The organism is Facivitalis istanbulensis (assembly GCF_040560405.1).
GTDB classification, from domain to species: Bacteria; Pseudomonadota; Alphaproteobacteria; order Sphingomonadales; family Sphingomonadaceae; genus Sphingomonas; species Sphingomonas istanbulensis.
In genome coordinates this window covers 1-18,871 of sequence record NZ_JAVSCQ010000031.1, presented here as the reverse complement: position 1 = coordinate 18,871, position 18,871 = coordinate 1, and the positions used below count along the sequence as shown (strand labels likewise).

The window sequence follows — 18,871 nt, the reverse complement described above, 5'->3', positions numbered from 1 at the left end:
TTTCTCCTCTGCCTGAAACCATATGATGGCTTATTGTCAGAGTAAAAAACAACCCCATTGCGCTCTGGTGCCGTGTCAGAGCGCCCCCCGATCCACCGCGCGCCTGGCCGCGCGACCCTATCGACGACGCCCGCCGCGCGGGGCCGCGTTCAAAATCCCCCGGCGTCGGGATCGGTCAGCGCGATCATCCGCCGCCCCGCGCGCCGGGCGAAGTTCAGCATGGTCTTCTTGCGGACATGCGCGGGCAGCGGGTTGCTATGCGCTTCGCGCAGGATCGCCGCGTCATAGCGGTCGGCGACGATGATCCCGGTCCGTTCGGGCAGGAAAGCCGCGCTTTCCAGCGGCGAATGATCGAACCCCGCCGGGACTGCCCAGTAGAAACGGTCGCAATGGCCGAGATAATCGGGCCATTTTCCGTCGCCCAGCATGTCGGCCCGCGTCACCTTGATCTCGACGATCACCAACTGCCCGCGGGCATCGACCGCCATCAGGTCGGCGCGACGCCCCCCCTCCAGCGCGACTTCGGGAATGGCGATCAGGTCGTGGCGCAGCAGCATCCGCGTCACCCCGCGCGCGACGTCGGCGGCACAGAGAGGCGAGGCAGGATCGTCGACACACGAAACGGGCGGCATGTCCAACATACCGCCCGCATAGAACATTTGACGAACAAACGCAAAGCCCCGCCGAAACGGGGCCGGTTCGTCAACGATAGAAGATGTGATTGCCGATCGCGGCGATCTTGGTCACGCGCACGCCGGGGCTGTTGCCGGGCGTGTTGAAGAACAGCGCCTTGCCGGCCTGGCTGTCCCAGGCATCGGCCAGCGCCACCTTCGCCACCGCGACGGCGGTACGATAGGCGCTGCGCGACGGGCTGATCGAAGGGATCTTGCCATGGCGTACGAAGCTGAACTGCCCGCGCTGCGTGATGACATCGCACACGCCGCTCGGGAACCGGCCCGATTTGGTGCGGTTCAGGATGACCTGGGCGACGGCGAGCTGACCGGCAAGCGGTTCGCCCTGCGCTTCGAAATAGATCGCCCCGGCGAGGCAGCGGAGTTCTTCACTCGACGCCAGATCGTCCTGGGCGGCAACGGCCTGCGCCAACGAGTCGAAATCTTCGCCATCGTCGGAGGAGTCGTCGGTGAGATCGGGAAGCGCCGACATGGTGGCCCGGGCGCTTTGTGGAACCAATGGCAGATCCGCCGCGTTGATAGCAGAAGTCGCCATGATGGTGGCCGGAGCCGCATCACCCGTTACGCTGCCTGTGACGTTGGTTGCCAGGCCGGGTGTGCTGGTGGCGAGAAGACCCGCCAGAGATAGAGCCATGGCCGCAGTTGCCGCGACTCGCTTGAAAACCGTCATTCAATCTAACAGACATGCGGTTGGATCACGGACCCGAGCATTGCCCGAAGGCGCTCGTCCGGGCTTCCCCCCGACTGCGTAACCGACCGGATCGCACCCAGCGCGGCACAACGCGAATTTGTGATGGATCGCTCGTGGCCGATCCGGCCGCGTTCGTCAATCGTTCAGGATCGTTTCAGCGGCGAAGCGTTCCGCCTCAGCGCCGCTCAGTTCCACCACCCACAGGTCGGGATCGCGCGACCGCCGCCGCCGCCAATAGCCCGTGACACCCTCGCGCGGGGTCGAGTCGATCAGCGTGGTGGCCCCGTTGAGCCCCAGGCCGCGCTCCAGAATCCGTTCGCGTCCATCGGGATCGACCACCACGACCAGCACGCCGCCCGCATGCGGATCGCCGCGCGCCAGCACCATGCCCATGCCGCCATGATCGTTCATCCGGCGCAGCAGCGCGGTCACCACCAGGCCGGTGGGCAGACGCCCCATGGCTCAGTCGAACCGATAGCCGGGCAGGCCGGCCAGCGCGATCTGCGAGCGCATGAAGGTGCCCGTGCCGCGCGCGACCTCTTCCCCCTGCGCATCGATCAGCCGTGCGTCGGCGACGAACACCCGCCGCCGTCCGCTGGCCCAGCGCCCCTCGGCGATCACCTCCCCCGCCTTCATCGGGCGGGTCAGCAGCAGGTTGAACTGTGTCGTCAGCAGGAAACGATCGGTGACCAGGCTGTTGCAGGCATAGAAAGCCGAATCGTCCAGCATCTTGAAATAGCTGGTGCCATGCGCCGCGCCGGCGGCGTGATAATGACGTTCGTCCACCGTGAAGCGGATGCGCGCGACGCCGGGCTCGGGGATCTCGAGCGCGGAGTCGAACAGCCGGTTGATCGGGGCCTGGGCATAGAGCGCTTCAAGGGCCCGGAAATGCGCGGCCTCGCCCTCAGACCGCGACGTCACGCGCCTCGTCCTGGGTCAGCAGCGCCCAGATCGCATCGGGAGACCCCGCCCCGCGCAGCTTGGCGACAAAGCCCTTGTCGCGCAGCCGCCGCGATACCCGGGCCAGCGCCTTGAGGTGGGCCGATCCGGCATCCTGCGGCGAGAACATCGCAAAGACCAGGTCGACCGGCATGTCGTCGACCGCCTGGAAATCGATCGGCTGGGCCAGTCGGGCAAAGACACCGACGATCTGGGTCAGGCCGGGCAGCTTGCCATGCGGAATCGCGACGCCGCCGCCAAAGCCGGTCGATCCCAGCTTCTCGCGCTCGGTCAGCACATCGGCGAGAAGCTTGGCATCCTGCCCCGCCGGCCCCGCCGCTGCGGACCCAAGCGTTTGGAACAAGGTCTTCTTGTTGGCCGCCGACAAGCCGGCAAGCACCGTTTCGTGGCGCAACAGATCGCTGAAATCATTCATGGTCTTTTCCGGTGCGCCCCCGCGCGGCCCGCCTATTAGCGACCCGCGCGGAAGAACGATAGGGCTTATCCGGCCGATCCGCCCCGTTGAGGTTCCACCCAGCCGATGGTTCCATCGCCCCGGCGATACACCATGTTATACGATCCCGTGCCCGAATTCTTGAACAACAGGGCCGCAGTATTGCGCAGGTCGAGCATCATCACGGCATCGGACACGCTGGCATCGGGAATATCCACACGGGTTTCGGCGATGATCAGGGGCGCATCGCCCGCATCGTCTTCATCGGTGGATTCGGCGAACAGCGTATAGCCGGCATCATAGGCCCCTGCCTCGGCCAGGCCGATCGCCTGGCTGGCATTGCGGTCCTTCAGGCGGCGGGAATAACGGCGCAGCTGCTTTTCGATCTTGGTCGCGGCACCGTCGAAGGACAGATGCGCATCCTGCGCATCGTGGCGACCTTTCAGCACCAGGCCGCGGGTCACGTGAAGGACGATATCGCATTTGAACCCGATGTCGTGCGGGCCCTTGCCGAACGTCACCTCGGCAGAGAGGGCGCGGGCGAAATATTTCTCGGCGATACCCTGAAGACGGTCCGTCACATGGGTCCGGAGCGCATCGCCCGTTTCGACCTGATGACCAGAAATCCGGATATCCATCACTTTCTCCTTACACTGATGGGACGGTCCTTTTGGCCTGTCCCGTGGCGTCAACCGGACGCCTCGGCCCCCCAGATCGGATCACTGATCCCTTTGAGGAACGCGGCATGCGCCGCGCGTTCCTCATCGCTGGGGCGGAACATGCGGGGCGGGCGGACCCTGGCGGGCGCGCGGGTGACGATCGGCTGATCCGTCCCCGGCGTCCCTTCCTCGGCGAGCAGACCCAGACCGATCTGCCGCCCCCCCATGAGCTCGACATAGACCTGCGCAAGCAGCTGCGCGTCGAGAAGCGCGCCGTGCAGCACGCGGTGCGAGCGATCGATGCCATAGCGCGAACACAGGGCATCGAGCGTATGCTTGGCGCCGGGATGCTTCTGCCGCGCGATGGCCAGCGTATCGACCATCCGCGTCTTTTCGCACACGGGCGCGAAGCCCAACGCGCCCAGTTCGCCATTGATGAAGCCGAAGTCGAAGGTCGCGTTATGCGCGATCAGCGGCGCATCGCCGATGAAGTCCAGAAAGTCGGCGACCCCTTCGGCAAAGACCGGCTTGTCCTTCAGGAACGCGTCGGACAAGCCGTGGACCGCCTGCGCCTCGGCCGGCATCGACCGCTCGGGATTGAAATAGGCGTGATAGGTGCGCCCGGTCTCGACCCGGTTGACCAGTTCGACACAGCCGATCTCGACCAGCCGGTCGCCTTCCGAAAATTTGAACCCTGTCGTTTCGGTGTCGAAAACGATCTCTCTCATCACCAGACTATCGGCCTTCCCCGTCACGCATGCAAGCGATCAACCGACGAACCTGCCCGGCGGTTTCGGCCAGCGGTACATCGGTGGCGACGACATGATCGGCCCGCGCGCGTTTCTGCGCATCGGGCAGCTGACGCGCGAGAATCGCAACGAATTTTTCCTCGGTCATCCCCGGCCTTGCCAACACCCTTGCCTTCTGGACATCGGGCTTTGCCGAAACGACCAACACCTTATCCACCGATTTATCCCCGTCCGTTTCGAACAGGAGCGGCACGTCGACCACGACCAGCGGCGCGCCCTGATGGGCGGCGAGAAACGCGCCGCGCTCGGCCCGGACCGCGGGGTGGACGATCGCCTCCAGCCGACGCATCGCCGAATCATCGCCCAGCACGGCGCGGCCCAGCGCGGCGCGATCCACGCCATCCGGTCCCGTGGTGCCGGGAAAGGCCGATTCGATCGCGGGCACCAGTCGCCCGCCCGGACCCTGCAATTGATGGACACAGGCATCGGCGTCGAACACCGGCACGCCTTCGTCGCGAAACAATTGCGCGACGGTCGATTTGCCCATGCCGATCGAGCCGGTCAGCCCAAGGACGATCATGCCAGCAGACGCTGCCGCAATTCCTCGTCCCGGTCGCGCGGCGGGGCGGCGCCGAAGAACAACTCGAACGCGACCGCCGCCTGGCCGATCAGCATCTCCAGCCCGTCGATCGTATCGAGGTCGCGCGCCCGCGCCGCCGCGAGCAGCCCGGTTTCCAGCGGCGCATAGACGATGTCATAGACCACCGCGTCATCGGGGAGGGCCGACAGATCCAGGTCGAGCGGCGGCTGGCCGGTCATCCCCAGGCTGGTGGCGTTGACCACCAGCGCACTGGACGGCACGGCGGCCCCGATCGGCAGCGCCTGTCCCTTCAACCCGAAAGCGGAAAGCAGCGCCTCCCCCTTCAACACATTGCGATTGAACAGGGTGACCGGCCCGACACCCATGCGGGACAGCGCGAACAGGATCGCGCGCGCCGCGCCGCCTGCCCCGATCACCGTCACCGGCTGCCCCGCCAGGTCGAGGCCGTCCAGCGGCGCATAAAATCCCGCCGCGTCCGTGTTGGTGCCGACCAGCGCGCCGTCCTCGGCCCGGATCACGGTGTTGATCGCGCCGATCGTGGCGCGCACATCACCGCGATCCTCGACATGCGCCAGCGCCTCCACCTTGTGCGGCACGGTGATGTTGCAACCGCGCCAGTCCGGGTCCGCGCGCCGCGCGGCGAAATAGGCGGGCAGCGCCTCCGGGGTGACATGGACGGCGCGATAGGCCGCCTCCAGCCCCAGCGCCTCCAGCCAGAAGCCATGGATCAACGGCGATTTGGTGTGGCCGATCGGGTCGCCGATCACCTCTGCATAGGGCTTGGTCATCATCTATCCTGTCAGGCGGCCATCCAGCCGCGTTCGCGCAGATAGCCCAGCACGGGCAGCAGCGGCATGCCGAGAATGGTGAAATGGCTCCCCTCGATCCGCGAGAAGAGCTGGACGCCCGGCCCCTCGATCCGGAAACAGCCGACACAGCCCGCAATGGCGGGCCATTCCTGATCCAGATAGCGGTCGATAAAGGCGGGCGAGAGCGGACGGACATGCAACCGCGCGCGCTCGACATGGCGCCAGACGGGGCGGCCATGTTCGGCGATCACGGCCGCGCTCCACAGGTCATGCGATCCGCCGCTCATCCGCGCCAGATGCCCGGCCGCCTCTTCGCGGCTCTCTGGCTTGTCGAGCAGCGTGCCGTCGGCCAGCGCGACGATCGAGTCCGACCCCAGCACAGGCACCGGCCCGGCCTTGGCCGACACCTTCACCGCCTTCATCTCGGCCAAGGCATCGGACAGGTCGCGCGGGGAGGCCCCCGCCATCGCCGCCTTCATACCGGCTTCGTCGACCCGCGCCGGAAGCGCTTCATAGGCGACACCGGCCGCGTCGAGCATCGCCCGGCGCGAGGCGCTTTGCGAAGCGAGGATGATCATGCGTCGGCCTTTCGCTGGTTGACCAGCGAGATGATCGCCGCCGCCGTTTCCTCGATCGAGCGGCGGGTCACGTCGATCACCGGCCAGTCATTGTCGGCGAACATCCGCCGCGCAAAGGTCAGTTCGCGGTTCACCGCCTCCTGCTCGACATAATCGGTGTCGGGCGGCTGGTTGAGCGAGAGCAGGCGGTTGCGCCGGATCGCGATCAGCCGGTCCGCGCTGGTGGTCAGCCCGACGACCAGCGGCTTCTTCAGGGTGTAGAGCGACGGGGGCGGGGGGCTTTCCACCACGATCGGGATGTTGGCGGTCTTGTACCCGCGATTGGCGAGATAGATGGACGTCGGCGTCTTGGACGAGCGGCTGACCCCGGCCAGCACGATATCGGCCTCCTCCCATTCCTCCCAGCCGATGCCGTCGTCATGCGCGATGGTGAATTGGATCGCATCGACCCGCGCGAAATAGGCGGCGTCCAGCGCATGTTGCCGCCCGGGCCGCATCTTGGCCTGCACCCCCAGCAGTCCCGACAACGCCGCATTGACCGGGTCGAGCGGCGCGACCGTGGGCAGGCCCAGCGCATGGCAACGGCTTTCCAGGATCCGGCGCGTCGCGGGATTCACCAGCGTGTAGATCACCAGCCCGGGATTCTGCGCGATCTCCTGCAGGATGCGCTCCAGATGGCTTTCGGTGCGGACCATCGGCCAGAAGTGCCGGACGGTTTCCACATCGTCATATTGCGCCAGCGCCGCCTTGGCGATGTTCTCCAGCGTCTCGCCCGTGGAATCGGACAGAAGGTGGAGATGAAGCCGTGTCGTCATGGGCACGGGAATGACTCTGTGGATAACATGGGAAGAATCGGTAGCGTAACTCGGCAGCCCGGCCAAGCGGGCGGCACGCGGTGGATAACCGATGATTCGTCCACAATGAATCTCACAGGCCCGATTCTTTTCCACAGGCTGTGAGTTACGGGGGGCATGAATCCGAATCCCGTTGAATCGGCGATTCCCCTTGAGTCAACGTGTTGGCATTTTGGGGATGGCCGCATAATCCCGACAACCAACGTGCCATCCACATCAACAATCCATTTCTAGAATCTTCTTAGACAGAAGAAGGGGGATCACTTGACCCAAGTCCCGATCCAAAAGCCCCTGCTTGCCGTGCTGAAGGGCGAGCGGCAGGCGACGCCGCCCATGTGGCTCATGCGGCAGGCCGGTCGCTATCTGCCGGAGTATCGCGAACTCCGTAGCCGGAAGGGCGGTTTCCTCGCGCTCGCCACCGATCCGGACGCCGCGGCGGAGGTCACCGTGCAGCCGGTCCGGCGATTCGGGTTCGACGGGGCGATCCTGTTCTCCGATATCCTGATGGTCCCCTGGGCCTTAGGACAGGATCTGAGCTTCGGCGCGGGCGAGGGGCCTCGCCTCGCACCGGCGCTGGTCGATCATGCCCTAAATGCCCTCACACGCGTCCCTGAGCGGCTTGACCCGGTCTATGCCACCGTCGCACGGGTCGCGGGCCAATTGCCCCCACAGACCAGCTTTCTGGGCTTTGCGGGCTCTCCCTGGACGGTCGCCACCTATATGGTCGCTGGCCAGGGGTCGAAGGACCAGGGCGAGACGCGGCGGTTCGCCTATGCCGACCCCGAAGGCTTTGGGGCGATCATCGACGCGATCGTGGCGATGACCATCGACTATCTGGCCGGACAGGTCGCCAACGGGGTCGAGGCGGTGCAGCTGTTCGACAGCTGGGCGGGCTCCTTGTCGCCGGCGCAATTCGAACGCTGGGTCATCGCCCCCAATGCGGCGATCGTGGAGGGCTTGCGGGCCCGTTGCCCGGGCGTGCCGGTGATCGGCTTCCCCAAGGGGGCAGGGGCCAAGCTGCCCGCCTATGCGCGTGAGACGGGCGTCGATGCGGTCGGGCTGGACGAAACGGTCGATCCGGTCTGGGCGAACGGCAATCTCCCGGAAGCGCTGCCGGTGCAGGGCAATCTCGATCCGCTGGCGCTGATCGCCGGCGGCGCGGCGCTGGACGAGGCGGTCGACAGGATTCTTGCGGCCTTCGCCGACCGGCCGCATATCTTCAACCTGGGCCATGGTATCCTGCCCGACACGCCGATCGCGCATGTCGAGCGGCTGATCGCCCGCGTACGGAGCATGTCATGATCGGACTATTGGGCCCCGCCTATGAATGGGTGAAGGCGGCGCATATCATCTTCGTGATCTTCTGGATGGCTGGCATGTTCATGATGCCACGCTATCTGGTCTATCATCAGGAAGCTTTGGTCGCGGGGGACGCCGCCGACGCCGCCCGCTGGGTGGAGCGCGAGGGCAAGCTGCGCAGCATCATCCTGACGCCCGCGATGATCGCGGTGTGGGGGCTGGGGCTGCTGCTCGCGGCCTCTCTGGGGCTGTTCTCGGGCGTGCCGGGGCTGGGATGGCTCCACGCCAAGCTGTTCCTCGTGCTGCTGCTGAGCGCCTATCATGGCTGGATGGTCGGCTATGCCAAGAAACTGGCGCGCGGGCAGATGACGCTCACCGGCAAGCGGTTGCGCATGATCAACGAAGTCCCCGCCCTGGCCGCGACGATCATCGTCGTGCTGGTCATCGTCAAGCCGTTCTGATCGCCCGTCCGGAGGCGCGGCGTATGTCCGCGCCTCCTTTGCCCCCCGCTTCCTTTGCCCATTGACTTGGGGCTCCCCGAATCCTAACCCGCAGGACGTACGGTGCGGTCCTCGCCCCGGTACGCTTATCCTTTATCGACAGCCTCGTTTCGCCGCGATCCTCGCCGACCGACGCCCTCCGACCATCCGGACCGATCATGCATCTGAAAGACCTGAAGAAGAAAACCCCCGCCGAACTCGTCCAGCTGGCCGAGGAACTGGGGGTCGAGGGCGCGTCCACGCTGCGCAAGCAGGACCTGCTGTTCGCCATCCTGAAGGAACAGGCGGAAAAGGGCGACCAGATCATGGGTCTGGGCACGATCGAGGTGCTGCCCGACGGTTTCGGCTTTCTGCGTTCGCCCGAAGCGAATTATCTGGCCGGGCCGGACGACATCTATGTCTCGCCCAACCAGGTCCGCAAGCATGGCCTGCGCACCGGCGACACGGTCGAGGGTGAGATCCGCGCGCCCAAGGACGGCGAGCGCTATTTCGCGCTGACCAAGCTGACCTCGGTCAATTTCGACGATCCCGAGGCGGTTCGCCACCGCGTCAATTTCGACAATCTCACCCCGCTCTACCCTGAGCAGAAGCTGATCCTCGACCCTGCCGACCCGACCCAGAAGGACAAGTCGGCACGGGTGATCGACATCGTCAGCCCGCAGGGCAAGGGTCAGCGCACGCTGATCGTGGCGCCGCCGCGCGTCGGCAAGACGGTGATGCTGCAGAACATCGCCAAGGCGATCACCGACAACCACCCCGAAGTCTTCCTGATCGTCCTGCTGATCGACGAGCGTCCGGAAGAAGTCACCGACATGCAGCGCTCGGTGCGCGGCGAGGTCGTCTCCTCGACCTTCGACGAACCGGCGCAGCGCCACGTCCAGGTCGCCGAGATGGTGATCGAAAAGGCCAAGCGGCTGGTCGAGCACAAGAAGGATGTGGTCATCCTGCTCGACTCGATCACGCGTCTGGGCCGCGCCTACAACACCGTGGTCCCGTCGTCGGGCAAGGTGCTGACCGGCGGTGTCGATGCCAATGCGCTCCAGCGGCCCAAGCGCTTCTTCGGTGCGGCGCGCAATATCGAGGAGGGTGGTTCGCTCTCGATCATCGCCACCGCGCTGATCGACACGGGCAGCCGCATGGATGAAGTCATCTTCGAAGAGTTCAAGGGCACCGGCAACTCGGAAATCGTCCTCGACCGCAAGGTGGCGGACAAGCGCATCTTCCCGGCGATGGATGTCGGCAAGTCGGGCACCCGCAAGGAAGAGCTGCTGGTCGAGAAGGACAAGCTGTCCAAGATGTGGGTGCTGCGCCGCATCCTCATGCAGATGGGCACGATCGACTCGATGGAATTCCTGCTCGACAAGATGAAGAACTCGAAGACCAACGAGGATTTCTTCGACTCGATGAACCAGTAAGCGCGGGACAGGGGGCCGGGAGGCCCCCGCCGGCCGGATGGCATGATGGGTTCGCACGCGGGCAAATTGGCCCGCGTGCGAACCCATTTTGGTTTTGGGGCGTTAGCAGGCCCGATCCCACCCCCTTTCGGGATCGTGCCGGTCCAAGCACGGCACGGCCGCGTCGTTGCTTAATTGACGACGCGGCCAAACGGGGGGCTCTCAGGGCAATTCAGGGTTGAGCGAGGCTGCCCATGGCTTCACCGCCACGGGCCCATGGCGACGTCCATGCCTTATGCTCGCCAATCGATCAGGGACGGGTCCGTCCACCACCGCCGGTGCCCGGTGCGCCCGCACCGGCGCCCGGCGCTCCGACCGCACCGATATTGCCGAACAGATCCTGGAAGAAGCCGCGCGAACGACCGAGCGTCGGCGTCGTCTTGCCATAGGGCGAGATGTCGGCGACCTGATCAACGCCCGAACGGCGGATCGCACTGACATTGCCCGCCTGGTCGAAGCTGATCTTCAGCGTGATCTGCGACACCGGATGCGGCAGGTTATAGCCCAGGTTGCGGCTGTCGCGGGCGACATAATACCAGTCGCCGCCGCCGAACTGGCTGCTGATCGTCGGGGTGCCCAGGGTCTGGAGCACCGACTGGCGATTGTCGACGCCCGGCTGGATCGAGTTGACGAGATCGGTGTCGACCACATAACCCTGATGCGAGCGGAGCGGCGCGCAGGCGGCGACCGTAACGGCCAGGCCGAGCCCGAGAACGGCAAGCCGGGTGGAAGAAACGCTCATCATCATCTCCGGGCCGCAGACGGCCGCACACGCGGGAAACAGGCACAGGCGGTCGATCGGCTCGACCGTCGCCCCCTCGATATGCGAAGGGAAAGGCGCATACAAGCACTCGCGCGGTGGACCCGCGTTCGGAAAGGGTAGGGGCGGATGGCCTGGGACTGGCTGAAGCGCATGACCGCGCGCTATTTCGGGCGCGACGGCGACATCGCGCTGCCGCTCTACAATGCGGTGGTGCGGCATGCCCGCGAACCCCGTTGGTATGTGGAGGGGGCGGTGCCCGACACCGTCGACGGTAGGTTCGACATGATCGCCGCGGTGTTGTCGCTGGTCCTGATCCGCCTGGAAGTCGAACCGGAAGGCGCGGTTCCGGCAGCGCGGTTGACCGAACGCTTCGTCACCGACATGGATGGCCAATTGCGCGAGCTGGGTATTGGCGACATCGTGGTTGGCAAGCATATCGGCCGGATGATGGCAATGCTGGGCGGCCGATTGACCGCCTATCGCGACGGCCTGACGGGAGAGGCGCCGACCGGGGAGGCGGGGGCGCTGGATGCGGCGCTGGTCCGCAATCTGTACCGGGGCGCGGCCCCGGCCGATCCCGCCGCCGTCCCCCATGTCCGGGAGGCCCTGCGCGCCCTGCACGAAAGGCTGGCGGCGGTGCCGTTGGCCCGATTGATCCTTGGAGAATTGCCGTGACCCCCGAATGGAGCCGCCCCGAAAAGATCGACACGATCGGCGAGCGTGAAAAACCCGTCGCCATCGAGGCCCAGGTGGAGGAGCGTCAGGCGCTGGCGGCCCGCTTCGGCCTGTTGGCGATCGACGCGCTCAGCGCCGCGCTGGTCGTGCGGCGCGATGCGATGGGCATCCTCGTCACCGGCAGGGTGCGGGCCTCGGTCGTGCAAGCCTGTTCGGTGACCGGCGAGCCGGTGCCCGCCAGGGTCGACGAGCCGGTGGCGCTGCGCTTCGTCGCGCCGGTCGAGCCGGGTGGAGACGAGGAAATCGAACTGTCCGAGGACTCGCTCGACACGATCGAGATCGAGGGCGGCGCGATCGATCTGGGCGAGGCGGCGGCGGAGACCATGGCCTTGTCGCTCGACCCCTTTCCGCGCAGCCCGCATGCCGCGGCGGCGCTGAAGGAAGCGGGGGTCATCAGCGAGGATGAGGCGGGTCCGTTCGGCGCGCTGGCGGGATTGAAGGCGAAGCTGGAAGGCAAGGGGTAAGGGGATGTTTATCCCCGGATCGGCGCAATCCGCCAACAGGGTGGGATCTATCCGAAATGGGCTGATCCAAGATGGTATATGATTGATTTTAAAGAGATATTTCTCTTTATTCTCAATCTATCAACAGCATTGCCAACAGCGGCCCTGACGCCCCGCCGTCGCGATTATCCCCATTCTGGTGGTGGGTCGGCTGCGATCATTGTCCTGACATTCACCCATGAAAGTGCGAGCAGGCGCTGGTCGCCTCGCCGCAATCTATCCACAGGTGGCGGATAGTTGCCAACAGGCTATCGAATGTTGTTGATCATCATGCCGGCGGCGGTCGCGATCCGTCGAGCGCTATGGGCGGCCTCGCGAATTGGCGTCGGGGCGGCAGAGTCGGTGCCGTCTCTCGCCTGTGGATAACTATGGCGTATCCGGTCCCAGCGTCGGATCGAGATCGCGTGGCCGGATGAAGGCCACCAGCGTGGCACTGTGCGATCGGGCGCCGCGCCAATGCTCGATGGGCAAGGTCATCTGCGCCACGGTCGCGGTGGGATATTTGTCCTCCGCCCGGTCGCGCAGGTCATTGTCCAGCGTCAGGTCGAGAGTCAGATCCTCCAGCCCTGGATTATGCCCGACCAGCAGCACATGCCCGGCCGCATCGGGCAGCGACTGGACCAGGTCGAGCAGGCTGGAGGCGGAGGCGAGATACATCGCCTTGTCCCATACCGGCTCCAGCTTGCGACCATAGCCGCCCCAGACTTCGTCCAGCGTTTCGATCACCCGGATCGCGGGGGAGGCGATGACATGGTCGAACCGCATGTCGAGCGTCTTCAGATGCCGGCCGATCATCGCGGCGGCGCGCCGCCCCTTGGTATTGAGCGGGCGGTCGAAATCGCGCGCGACGGGATCGTCCCAGCTCGATTTGGCATGGCGAAGCAGAGTCAGCGTCTTCATCGGTCCGGTGTCTCCGTCGCGGTGGCTGGCCGGGATGCCGCCTGTCCATGCCCGATCCCGGCATCGGAGGAAAGCCGCTCGGCCACCCGCGCGACCGCTTCGTCCAGCGTGACGCGCGAAATCGCCACGCCGGGGGGAAAGGCATCGAGCAACCGCGACGGCATGGCGGCCGACAGCAGGACGAAGGCGCCGCGATCGTCGGCGCGCCGGATCAGCCGGCCGAACGCCTGGGCGAGGCGGGCCCGAACGATCCGGTCGTCATAGGCACTGCCGCCACCCGCCAGCTTGCGCGCGGCATGCAGCACGGTTGGCTTGGGCCAGGGCACTCCCTCCATCACCACGAGGCGCAGCGAAGAGCCGGGCACATCGACGCCGTCGCGCAGCGCATCGGTGCCCAGCAGCGAGGCGGCCGGATCGTCGCGGAAGATGTCGACCAGCGTGCCGGTGTCGATCGGGTCGACATGTTGCGCGTGCAGGGCGAGGCCCTCGCGGGCCAGCCTATCGGCGATCCGGCCATGCACACCGCGCAACCGCCGGATCGCGGTGAACAATCCCAACGTTCCGCCGCGCGCCGCGGCGATCAACCGGGCATAGGCATTGGCCAGCTGCGGAATATCGCCGCGTTTCACATCGGTGACGATCAGCACTTCGGCGCTGGCCGGATAGTCGAACGGGCTGTGCGCGACGAAATGGGCGGGTGCGCGTGCCAGATGCGGGGCGCCGCTGCGCGCGTCGGCGACGTCCCATTCGCCGCCTGCTCGCAAGGTCGCCGAGGTGACGACCGCGCCATGGGCGGGTTTCAGCACGATCTCGGCAAAGGGGCGGGTGGGGTCGAGCCAGTGGCGGTGCAGCCCGATATCATATTCGCGGCCCTCGACCCGATCGACCGCCAGCCAGTCGACGAAGTCGGGATCGACCGGCCCGCCGATCCGTGCCAGCAGCGACAACCAGGCGGCCAGGGTTTCGGCGCGCCAGCCAAGCGACGCGATCGCTCCCTCCACCCGCGCGCGCGCCGGGCCGTCCAGCCAGTCGGGCGCTTCCTGCAGGACCGCTTCCAGTCGCTGGCCCAAGCTGACCAGCGGGCGCAGCAGGGCATCGAGCGCCTGTGCGGCGGGACCGGCGGCATCGATCAGCTCGGGCGACGGATCGGCCAGCTCGGTCTCCAGCCCATAGCCCGCGTCGCCCGGCTGTTCGGCGCGGGCGAAGGCCAGGCCGCGGACCGCCGCCAGCAGCGTTTCGATCGGACCAAAGGGCTGTCCCTCCGCCAACCGGCCGAGCCAGCCATCGCTCGCCAAGGCCTGCGCCGCCTGTACCGCATCGCCGATCGCGCGATTGCCGCCCTCGTCATAGCTCGCGACATCGGAGAGCCGCGCCGCCAGACCCCGGCGGCGTCCACGCGATCCGGCCTCGGGGCCGAGAATCCAGCGGCGCAGCTCGATCGTTTCCGATCCGGTCAGCGCGGTGGCGAACATCGAGTCCGCTGCATCGAACAGATGATGCCCTTCGTCGAAGACATAGCGGGTCGGCCGCGTCTGCGTCTCGCGGCCGCGCGCGGCGTTGACCATTACCAGCGCATGGTTGGCGATGACGATATCCGCCTGGACCGACGCACGGGCGGCGCGCTCGATGAAGCATTTCCGGTAATGCGGGCACCCCGCATAGACGCATTCGCCGCGTCGGTCGGTCAACGCCGCTGATCCGTTGCGCCGGAACAAGGTGGTCAGCCAGCCGGGCAGGTCCCCGCCGACCATGTCGCCATCGCTGCTATAGGCTGCCCAGCGCGCGACCAATTGGGCCAGCACGGCCGCGCGCCCGGCGAACCCGCCTTGCAGTGCATCCTCCAGATTGAGCAGGCAGAGATAGTTTTCGCGTCCCTTGCGCGTGACGACCCGTTCCTTGCGCAGGACGGGGTCGGCGAAGAGTCGCGCGGTTTCCGCATTCAACTGGCGTTGCAGCGCCTTGGTATAGGTGGAGATCCATACCGCGCCGCCTGCGCGCTCGGCCCACAGGCTGGCAGGGGCGAGATAGCCCAGCGTCTTGCCGATGCCGGTGCCCGCCTCGGCCAGCACCATGTTGGGCGCATCGCGCACCACGCGCGGCGCGAAGGCCGCGGTGACGGCGGCGGCATAGGCGCGCTGGCCGGGGCGTTCCTCCGCGCCTTCGCCGGTCAGGTGGCGCAGCCGGTCCTCGGCATCGGCGGGTGGCAGGTCGATGGTCCGGGGGGCGGGGCGGGGGGCATCCTCCTCCCATTCGGGGAGCGCGGTGAACAGCCAGCGCTCATGGCGATCGGGACGGGTCAGTCGTGGGCCGATCAGTGGTGTCCAGGGCCAGCGCAACCGAGCCAGGCTTTGCGCGGCGGTCCAGGCGCCTTCGCGCTCGGGCCAGGCGCCGTCGGGTGTCGCGAGCAACGTTTCGGTCGCGCGCAGCAGGAAGGCGGCGACATCGGCATCGCTTTCCGGCGGGGGCAGGTTGCAGGCACGGGCGAGACCATGGGGTGTCGGCACGGCGAACCGGGCAGGGCGAAGAAAGGCGAAGAGTTCGAGAATGTCGAGGCCGGACAACTCGGCATAGCCCAGTCGCTGGCCGATCAGCGGCGCATTGAGCAGGATGACCGGCGTCTCTGCGGCCAGGCCGATCGCCTCGCCGCGCGATACCGCGCGCGTTTGTCCCCCGGTGGAAAGCCACACGCCACTATGGCTGGCATGGAGGGCGGGGTGGGGCAGCGAACTCACCTTTGCGATATCGGCGACCATGGACGGGTTGGCAACGGGGCAGCGGGGGAATCTCGCCATGGCCTGCCGTTGTTCGCCGATCGCGCGAACAGAGAGGGTCTCTCTGTTCCACGTGGAACACGGCCAACTGTGTACAAAATTGTGGAAAACATCTTGGTAGATCGCGCTTCAACCTCTCTTCAGACCCTTGCAAGTCGTGGACAAGTCCGAAAGTCATTGTGCATCCTCGCCCGACTTGTCAGAGGCAGTTTCATGACAGACGAACTACGCTCCACCGCTTTCGAGTCCAAGGCCTGGCCCTATGAGGAAGCGCGCAAGCTCCTCAAACGCTATCCCGATGGCAAGCCGGGCGGTGAGCCGATCCTGTTCGAAACCGGCTATGGTCCTTCGGGCCTGCCGCATATCGGCACGTTCAACGAAGTGCTGCGCACCACCATGGTCCGCAACGCCTTCCACGCGCTATCGGACCAGAAGACGCGGCTGATCGCCTTTTCGGACGATATGGACGGCCTGCGCAAGGTGCCGGACAATGTGCCCAATCAGGCGATGTTGCGCGAGCATCTCGGCAAGCCGCTGACCCAGGTGCCCGATCCGTTCGAGACGTTCGACAGCTTTGCCGCGCACAACAACGCGATGCTGCGCCAGTTTCTGGACCGCTTCGGCTTCGACTATGAATTTGCGTCGTCCACCGATTATTACATGTCGGGGCGTTTCGACGACGCGCTCCGGCTGGTGCTCCGGCACTTTCAGGGCATTCAGGATGTGATGCTCCCGACCCTGCGGGCCGAGCGTCGCGCGACCTATTCGCCGGTGCTGCCGATCAGCCCGAAATCGGGGGTCGTGCTTCAGGTGCCCGTGGAGGTGGTCGACGCCGACGCGGGGTTGATCGCGTTCGAGGATGAGGGCGAGCGGATCGTCCAGTCGGCGCTGGGCGGCCTGTCCAAGCTGCAATGGAAGGTCGACTGGGCGATGCGCTGGGTCGCGCTGAACGTCGATTATGAGATGGCGGGCAAGGATCTGATCGACTCGGTCACCCAGTCGTCGAAGATCGCGCGTGTCCTGGGTGGTCGTCCGCCCGAGGGCTTCAACTATGAGATGTTCCTCGACGAGCATGGCGAGAAGATCTCCAAGTCCAAGGGCAATGGCCTGAGCCTCGACCAGTGGCTGACCTATGGCCCCGAGGAGAGCCTGGCGTTCTTCGCCTATCGCGAGCCCAAAAAGGCCAAGCAGTTGCATATGGGCGTCATCCCGCGCGCGGTGGACGAGTATTGGCAGTTCCGCACCAACTATCCGGGCCAGACGCTCAAGGAGCAGCTGGGCAATCCGGTGCATCACATCCATGACGGCAAGCTGCCCCAGGGCGAATTGCCGGTGACCTTCGGACTGTTGCTCAATCTGGTCGGGGTGATGGGTGAGGCGACCAAGGCGCAGGTCTGGGGCTATCTCGCCAATTATGTTCCGCAGGCGTCGGCGGAGAAATATCCGGAGCTCGACCGGCTGATCGATCATGCGCTGGCCTATGCACGCGATTTCGTCGCGCCGACGCTCCAGCGCCGTGCGCCGGAGCCGCATGAGGCGGAAGCGCTGCGCCAGCTCGATGCCCAGCTTGCGGCTCTCCCGGCGGGGGCGAGCGCCGAGGATATCCAGAATATCGTCTATGAGATCGGCAAGACCGATGCCTTCCCGTCGCTGCGTGACTGGTTCAAGGCGCTGTACGAAACGCTGCTGGGTTCGGCGCAGGGGCCCCGTATGGGCAGCTTCATCGCGCTGTACGGTGTGGATAACAGCCGGACGCTGATCGCCGAGGCACTGGCCAAGGCGGCGTAATGGAAAGGGGGGAGCGGGATGCTCCCCCCCCTTTTTTGTCAGCCGAGATGCTCGGCGAAGAAGGCCATGGTGCGTTCGTCGGCCAGCCTGGCCGACGCGTCCGACCGGCGCTGTCCAAATTCGGTGGCGAAGCCGTGATCCTCGCCCGGATAGTCATAGAGCGTGACCTTGGGGTGATCGTCCAGCCCGTCATGCATTCGCGCCTGCGCGGCCTTGTCGACGAAATGATCCTCCTCCGGGATATGGAGCAGGACGGGCCTGGCGATCGCGTTCTTCTCGACCAGGAGCCCATCGATACCGACGCCATAATAGCCGACGCTGGCATCCACATCGGTGCGCGCGGCGGTCATGAAGGCCAGTCGCCCGCCGAGGCAATAGCCGACCACGCCGACCCTGGTATCGGCGCCATGCTCGTCCCGGATCGCGCGGATGGTCGCTTCGATATCGCGAATGCCCGCATCCTGGTTGAAGCGGCCCATCAGTTCGAGCGCCTGCTGCATTTCATTGGGCAGGTCGGGGTCCAGCTCGATGCCCGGCGCGATCTTGTGAAAAAGATCGGGGGCGACGGCCAGATAGCCCGCCGCGGCCAGTGTATCGCATTTGCGGCGGATGCCCGCATTGACGCCAAAAATCTCCTGAATGACGATGATCGCGGCCTTTGGGGCTCCGGCCGGCTCGGCATAATAGGCGTTGAACTGTCCGTCGCCGCTCGTGGTGGCGATGGTCTTGGTCCCGGTCATATCCCTCGATCTCCTGTCATGAGCGCAACGAAGCGTTGCGGTTGGATGGTCGGCACGACCATAACGCCATATGCCCCGCGGGTCGCGTGATGGAGGATGACTCATGAAAGTGAATGTGGAAATCGACTGCACGCCCGAGGAAGCGCGCCGCGCCATGGGCCTGCCCGACCTGACGCCGATCCACGAGCGCTATGTCCAGATGATGCTCGAAACGATGGAGTCGGGGGTGAAGCCCGAGATGGTCGAGGCGATGATGCGCAGCTGGTTGCACAGCGACATCGCAGTTGAAGGGTCAGCGACATCGTAGATGACGTGTGGGGGGAAGCGGAGGCCGGGCGTAGCCCGGACGTAGCTTCCCCCCACACGGGCGCGGGTTTCCCCGTGCCGTTGGC

The 18,871-nt window shown here is 65.9% G+C and carries 22 protein-coding genes; 7 read left to right on the top strand and 15 right to left on the bottom strand.

Features of this window, described 5'->3' with window-relative positions:
* Positions 1 to 149: 149 nt before the first annotated feature.
* The 11 genes from RN629_RS15115 to RN629_RS15065 form a co-directional block, all read right to left on the bottom strand.
* The gene (locus RN629_RS15115) at positions 150 to 641 is read right to left on the bottom strand and encodes an MmcB family DNA repair protein (RefSeq protein WP_407035971.1); all 492 of its coding nucleotides are present in this window, start codon (positions 639 to 641) and stop codon (positions 150 to 152) included.
* A 61-nt stretch (positions 642 to 702) separates the two neighbouring features.
* A complete protein-coding gene (locus RN629_RS15110; RefSeq protein ID WP_407035970.1) occupies positions 703 to 1,326 on the bottom strand; it encodes a cell wall hydrolase in 624 nt (207 codons plus the stop codon).
* Positions 1,327 to 1,518: 192 nt separating this feature from the next.
* Entirely contained in the window at positions 1,519 to 1,842 is a 324-nt protein-coding gene (locus tag RN629_RS15105; protein ID WP_407035969.1) for a DUF1491 family protein, read from the bottom strand.
* A 3-nt stretch (positions 1,843 to 1,845) separates the two neighbouring features.
* Positions 1,846 to 2,304 (bottom strand): PaaI family thioesterase, encoded by a 459-nt coding sequence (locus RN629_RS15100; RefSeq protein ID WP_407035968.1) that lies wholly within the window; start codon positions 2,302 to 2,304, stop codon positions 1,846 to 1,848.
* Entirely contained in the window at positions 2,288 to 2,758 is a 471-nt protein-coding gene (locus tag RN629_RS15095) for a PTS sugar transporter subunit IIA (protein ID WP_407035967.1), read from the bottom strand. The genes RN629_RS15100 and RN629_RS15095 overlap by 17 nt, the downstream gene beginning before the upstream one ends.
* Before the next feature lie 65 nt (positions 2,759 to 2,823).
* Positions 2,824 to 3,414 (bottom strand): ribosome hibernation-promoting factor, HPF/YfiA family, encoded by a 591-nt coding sequence (hpf, locus tag RN629_RS15090; RefSeq protein ID WP_407035966.1) that lies wholly within the window; start codon positions 3,412 to 3,414, stop codon positions 2,824 to 2,826.
* Positions 3,415 to 3,464: 50 nt separating this feature from the next.
* Positions 3,465 to 4,163 carry a DNA polymerase III subunit epsilon gene (gene dnaQ, locus RN629_RS15085; protein WP_407035965.1) on the bottom strand — a complete coding sequence of 233 codons (699 nt, stop codon included), beginning with the start codon at positions 4,161 to 4,163 and terminating at the stop codon, positions 3,465 to 3,467.
* 7 nt (positions 4,164 to 4,170) lie between these two features.
* Positions 4,171 to 4,764, bottom strand: a complete 594-nt coding sequence (gene coaE, locus RN629_RS15080; RefSeq protein WP_407035964.1) for a dephospho-CoA kinase — start codon at positions 4,762 to 4,764, stop codon at positions 4,171 to 4,173.
* Positions 4,761 to 5,573, bottom strand: a complete 813-nt coding sequence (gene aroE / locus RN629_RS15075) for a shikimate dehydrogenase (RefSeq protein WP_407035963.1) — start codon at positions 5,571 to 5,573, stop codon at positions 4,761 to 4,763. Before aroE ends, coaE begins: the two co-directional genes overlap by 4 nt.
* Before the next feature lie 11 nt (positions 5,574 to 5,584).
* Complete coding sequence (locus tag RN629_RS15070; RefSeq protein ID WP_407035962.1) at positions 5,585 to 6,172, bottom strand: Maf family protein; 588 nt, start codon at positions 6,170 to 6,172, stop codon at positions 5,585 to 5,587.
* Positions 6,169 to 6,987 (bottom strand): pyruvate, water dikinase regulatory protein, encoded by an 819-nt coding sequence (locus tag RN629_RS15065; protein WP_407035961.1) that lies wholly within the window; start codon positions 6,985 to 6,987, stop codon positions 6,169 to 6,171. The genes RN629_RS15070 and RN629_RS15065 overlap by 4 nt, the downstream gene beginning before the upstream one ends.
* Before the next feature lie 318 nt (positions 6,988 to 7,305).
* On the opposite strand from RN629_RS15065, the gene hemE reads away from it, so the two are divergent.
* The 3 genes from hemE (at position 7,306) to rho (ending at position 10,240) form a co-directional block, all read left to right on the top strand.
* Positions 7,306 to 8,328, top strand: a complete 1,023-nt coding sequence (hemE, locus tag RN629_RS15060; RefSeq protein WP_407035995.1) for a uroporphyrinogen decarboxylase — start codon at positions 7,306 to 7,308, stop codon at positions 8,326 to 8,328.
* Positions 8,325 to 8,786, top strand: a complete 462-nt coding sequence (locus RN629_RS15055; protein ID WP_407035960.1) for a CopD family protein — start codon at positions 8,325 to 8,327, stop codon at positions 8,784 to 8,786. Before hemE ends, RN629_RS15055 begins: the two co-directional genes overlap by 4 nt.
* Before the next feature lie 197 nt (positions 8,787 to 8,983).
* Positions 8,984 to 10,240 carry a transcription termination factor Rho gene (rho, locus tag RN629_RS15050; RefSeq protein ID WP_407035959.1) on the top strand — a complete coding sequence of 419 codons (1,257 nt, stop codon included), beginning with the start codon at positions 8,984 to 8,986 and terminating at the stop codon, positions 10,238 to 10,240.
* 289 nt (positions 10,241 to 10,529) lie between these two features.
* Here the strand turns inward: rho and RN629_RS15045 are convergent, their stop codons facing one another.
* Positions 10,530 to 11,021 carry an outer membrane protein assembly factor BamE gene (locus tag RN629_RS15045; RefSeq protein ID WP_407035958.1) on the bottom strand — a complete coding sequence of 164 codons (492 nt, stop codon included), beginning with the start codon at positions 11,019 to 11,021 and terminating at the stop codon, positions 10,530 to 10,532.
* A 147-nt stretch (positions 11,022 to 11,168) separates the two neighbouring features.
* Between RN629_RS15045 and RN629_RS15040 the strand changes: the two genes are divergently transcribed.
* Both RN629_RS15040 and RN629_RS15035 read left to right on the top strand, forming a co-directional pair.
* The gene (locus RN629_RS15040; RefSeq protein ID WP_407035957.1) at positions 11,169 to 11,717 is read left to right on the top strand and encodes a ubiquinol-cytochrome C chaperone family protein; all 549 of its coding nucleotides are present in this window, start codon (positions 11,169 to 11,171) and stop codon (positions 11,715 to 11,717) included.
* The gene (locus RN629_RS15035) at positions 11,714 to 12,241 is read left to right on the top strand and encodes a YceD family protein (protein ID WP_407035956.1); all 528 of its coding nucleotides are present in this window, start codon (positions 11,714 to 11,716) and stop codon (positions 12,239 to 12,241) included. The genes RN629_RS15040 and RN629_RS15035 overlap by 4 nt, the downstream gene beginning before the upstream one ends.
* A gap of 405 nt (positions 12,242 to 12,646) precedes the next feature.
* Here RN629_RS15035 and RN629_RS15030 read toward each other — a convergent pair whose 3' ends face one another.
* Together RN629_RS15030 and RN629_RS15025 are read right to left on the bottom strand one after the other, a co-directional pair.
* Complete coding sequence (locus tag RN629_RS15030) at positions 12,647 to 13,180, bottom strand: SixA phosphatase family protein (RefSeq protein WP_407035955.1); 534 nt, start codon at positions 13,178 to 13,180, stop codon at positions 12,647 to 12,649.
* Positions 13,177 to 15,933, bottom strand: coding sequence for an ATP-dependent DNA helicase (locus tag RN629_RS15025; RefSeq protein WP_407035994.1), 2,757 nt, complete (start codon positions 15,931 to 15,933; stop codon positions 13,177 to 13,179). The genes RN629_RS15030 and RN629_RS15025 overlap by 4 nt, the downstream gene beginning before the upstream one ends.
* A 231-nt stretch (positions 15,934 to 16,164) precedes the next feature.
* Here RN629_RS15025 and RN629_RS15020 point away from each other — a divergent pair, with 231 nt between their 5' ends.
* Positions 16,165 to 17,739, top strand: coding sequence for a lysine--tRNA ligase (locus RN629_RS15020; RefSeq protein WP_407035954.1), 1,575 nt, complete (start codon positions 16,165 to 16,167; stop codon positions 17,737 to 17,739).
* Positions 17,740 to 17,777: 38 nt separating this feature from the next.
* On the opposite strand, the gene RN629_RS15015 is transcribed toward RN629_RS15020, so the two are convergent.
* On the bottom strand, positions 17,778 to 18,479 hold the full coding sequence (locus tag RN629_RS15015; protein ID WP_407035953.1) for a dienelactone hydrolase family protein: 702 nt from the start codon (positions 18,477 to 18,479) through the stop codon (positions 17,778 to 17,780).
* A 103-nt stretch (positions 18,480 to 18,582) separates the two neighbouring features.
* On the opposite strand from RN629_RS15015, the gene RN629_RS15010 reads away from it, so the two are divergent.
* The gene (locus RN629_RS15010; protein ID WP_407035952.1) at positions 18,583 to 18,786 is read left to right on the top strand and encodes a DUF6489 family protein; all 204 of its coding nucleotides are present in this window, start codon (positions 18,583 to 18,585) and stop codon (positions 18,784 to 18,786) included.
* The last annotated feature ends 85 nt before the right edge of the window (positions 18,787 to 18,871 follow it).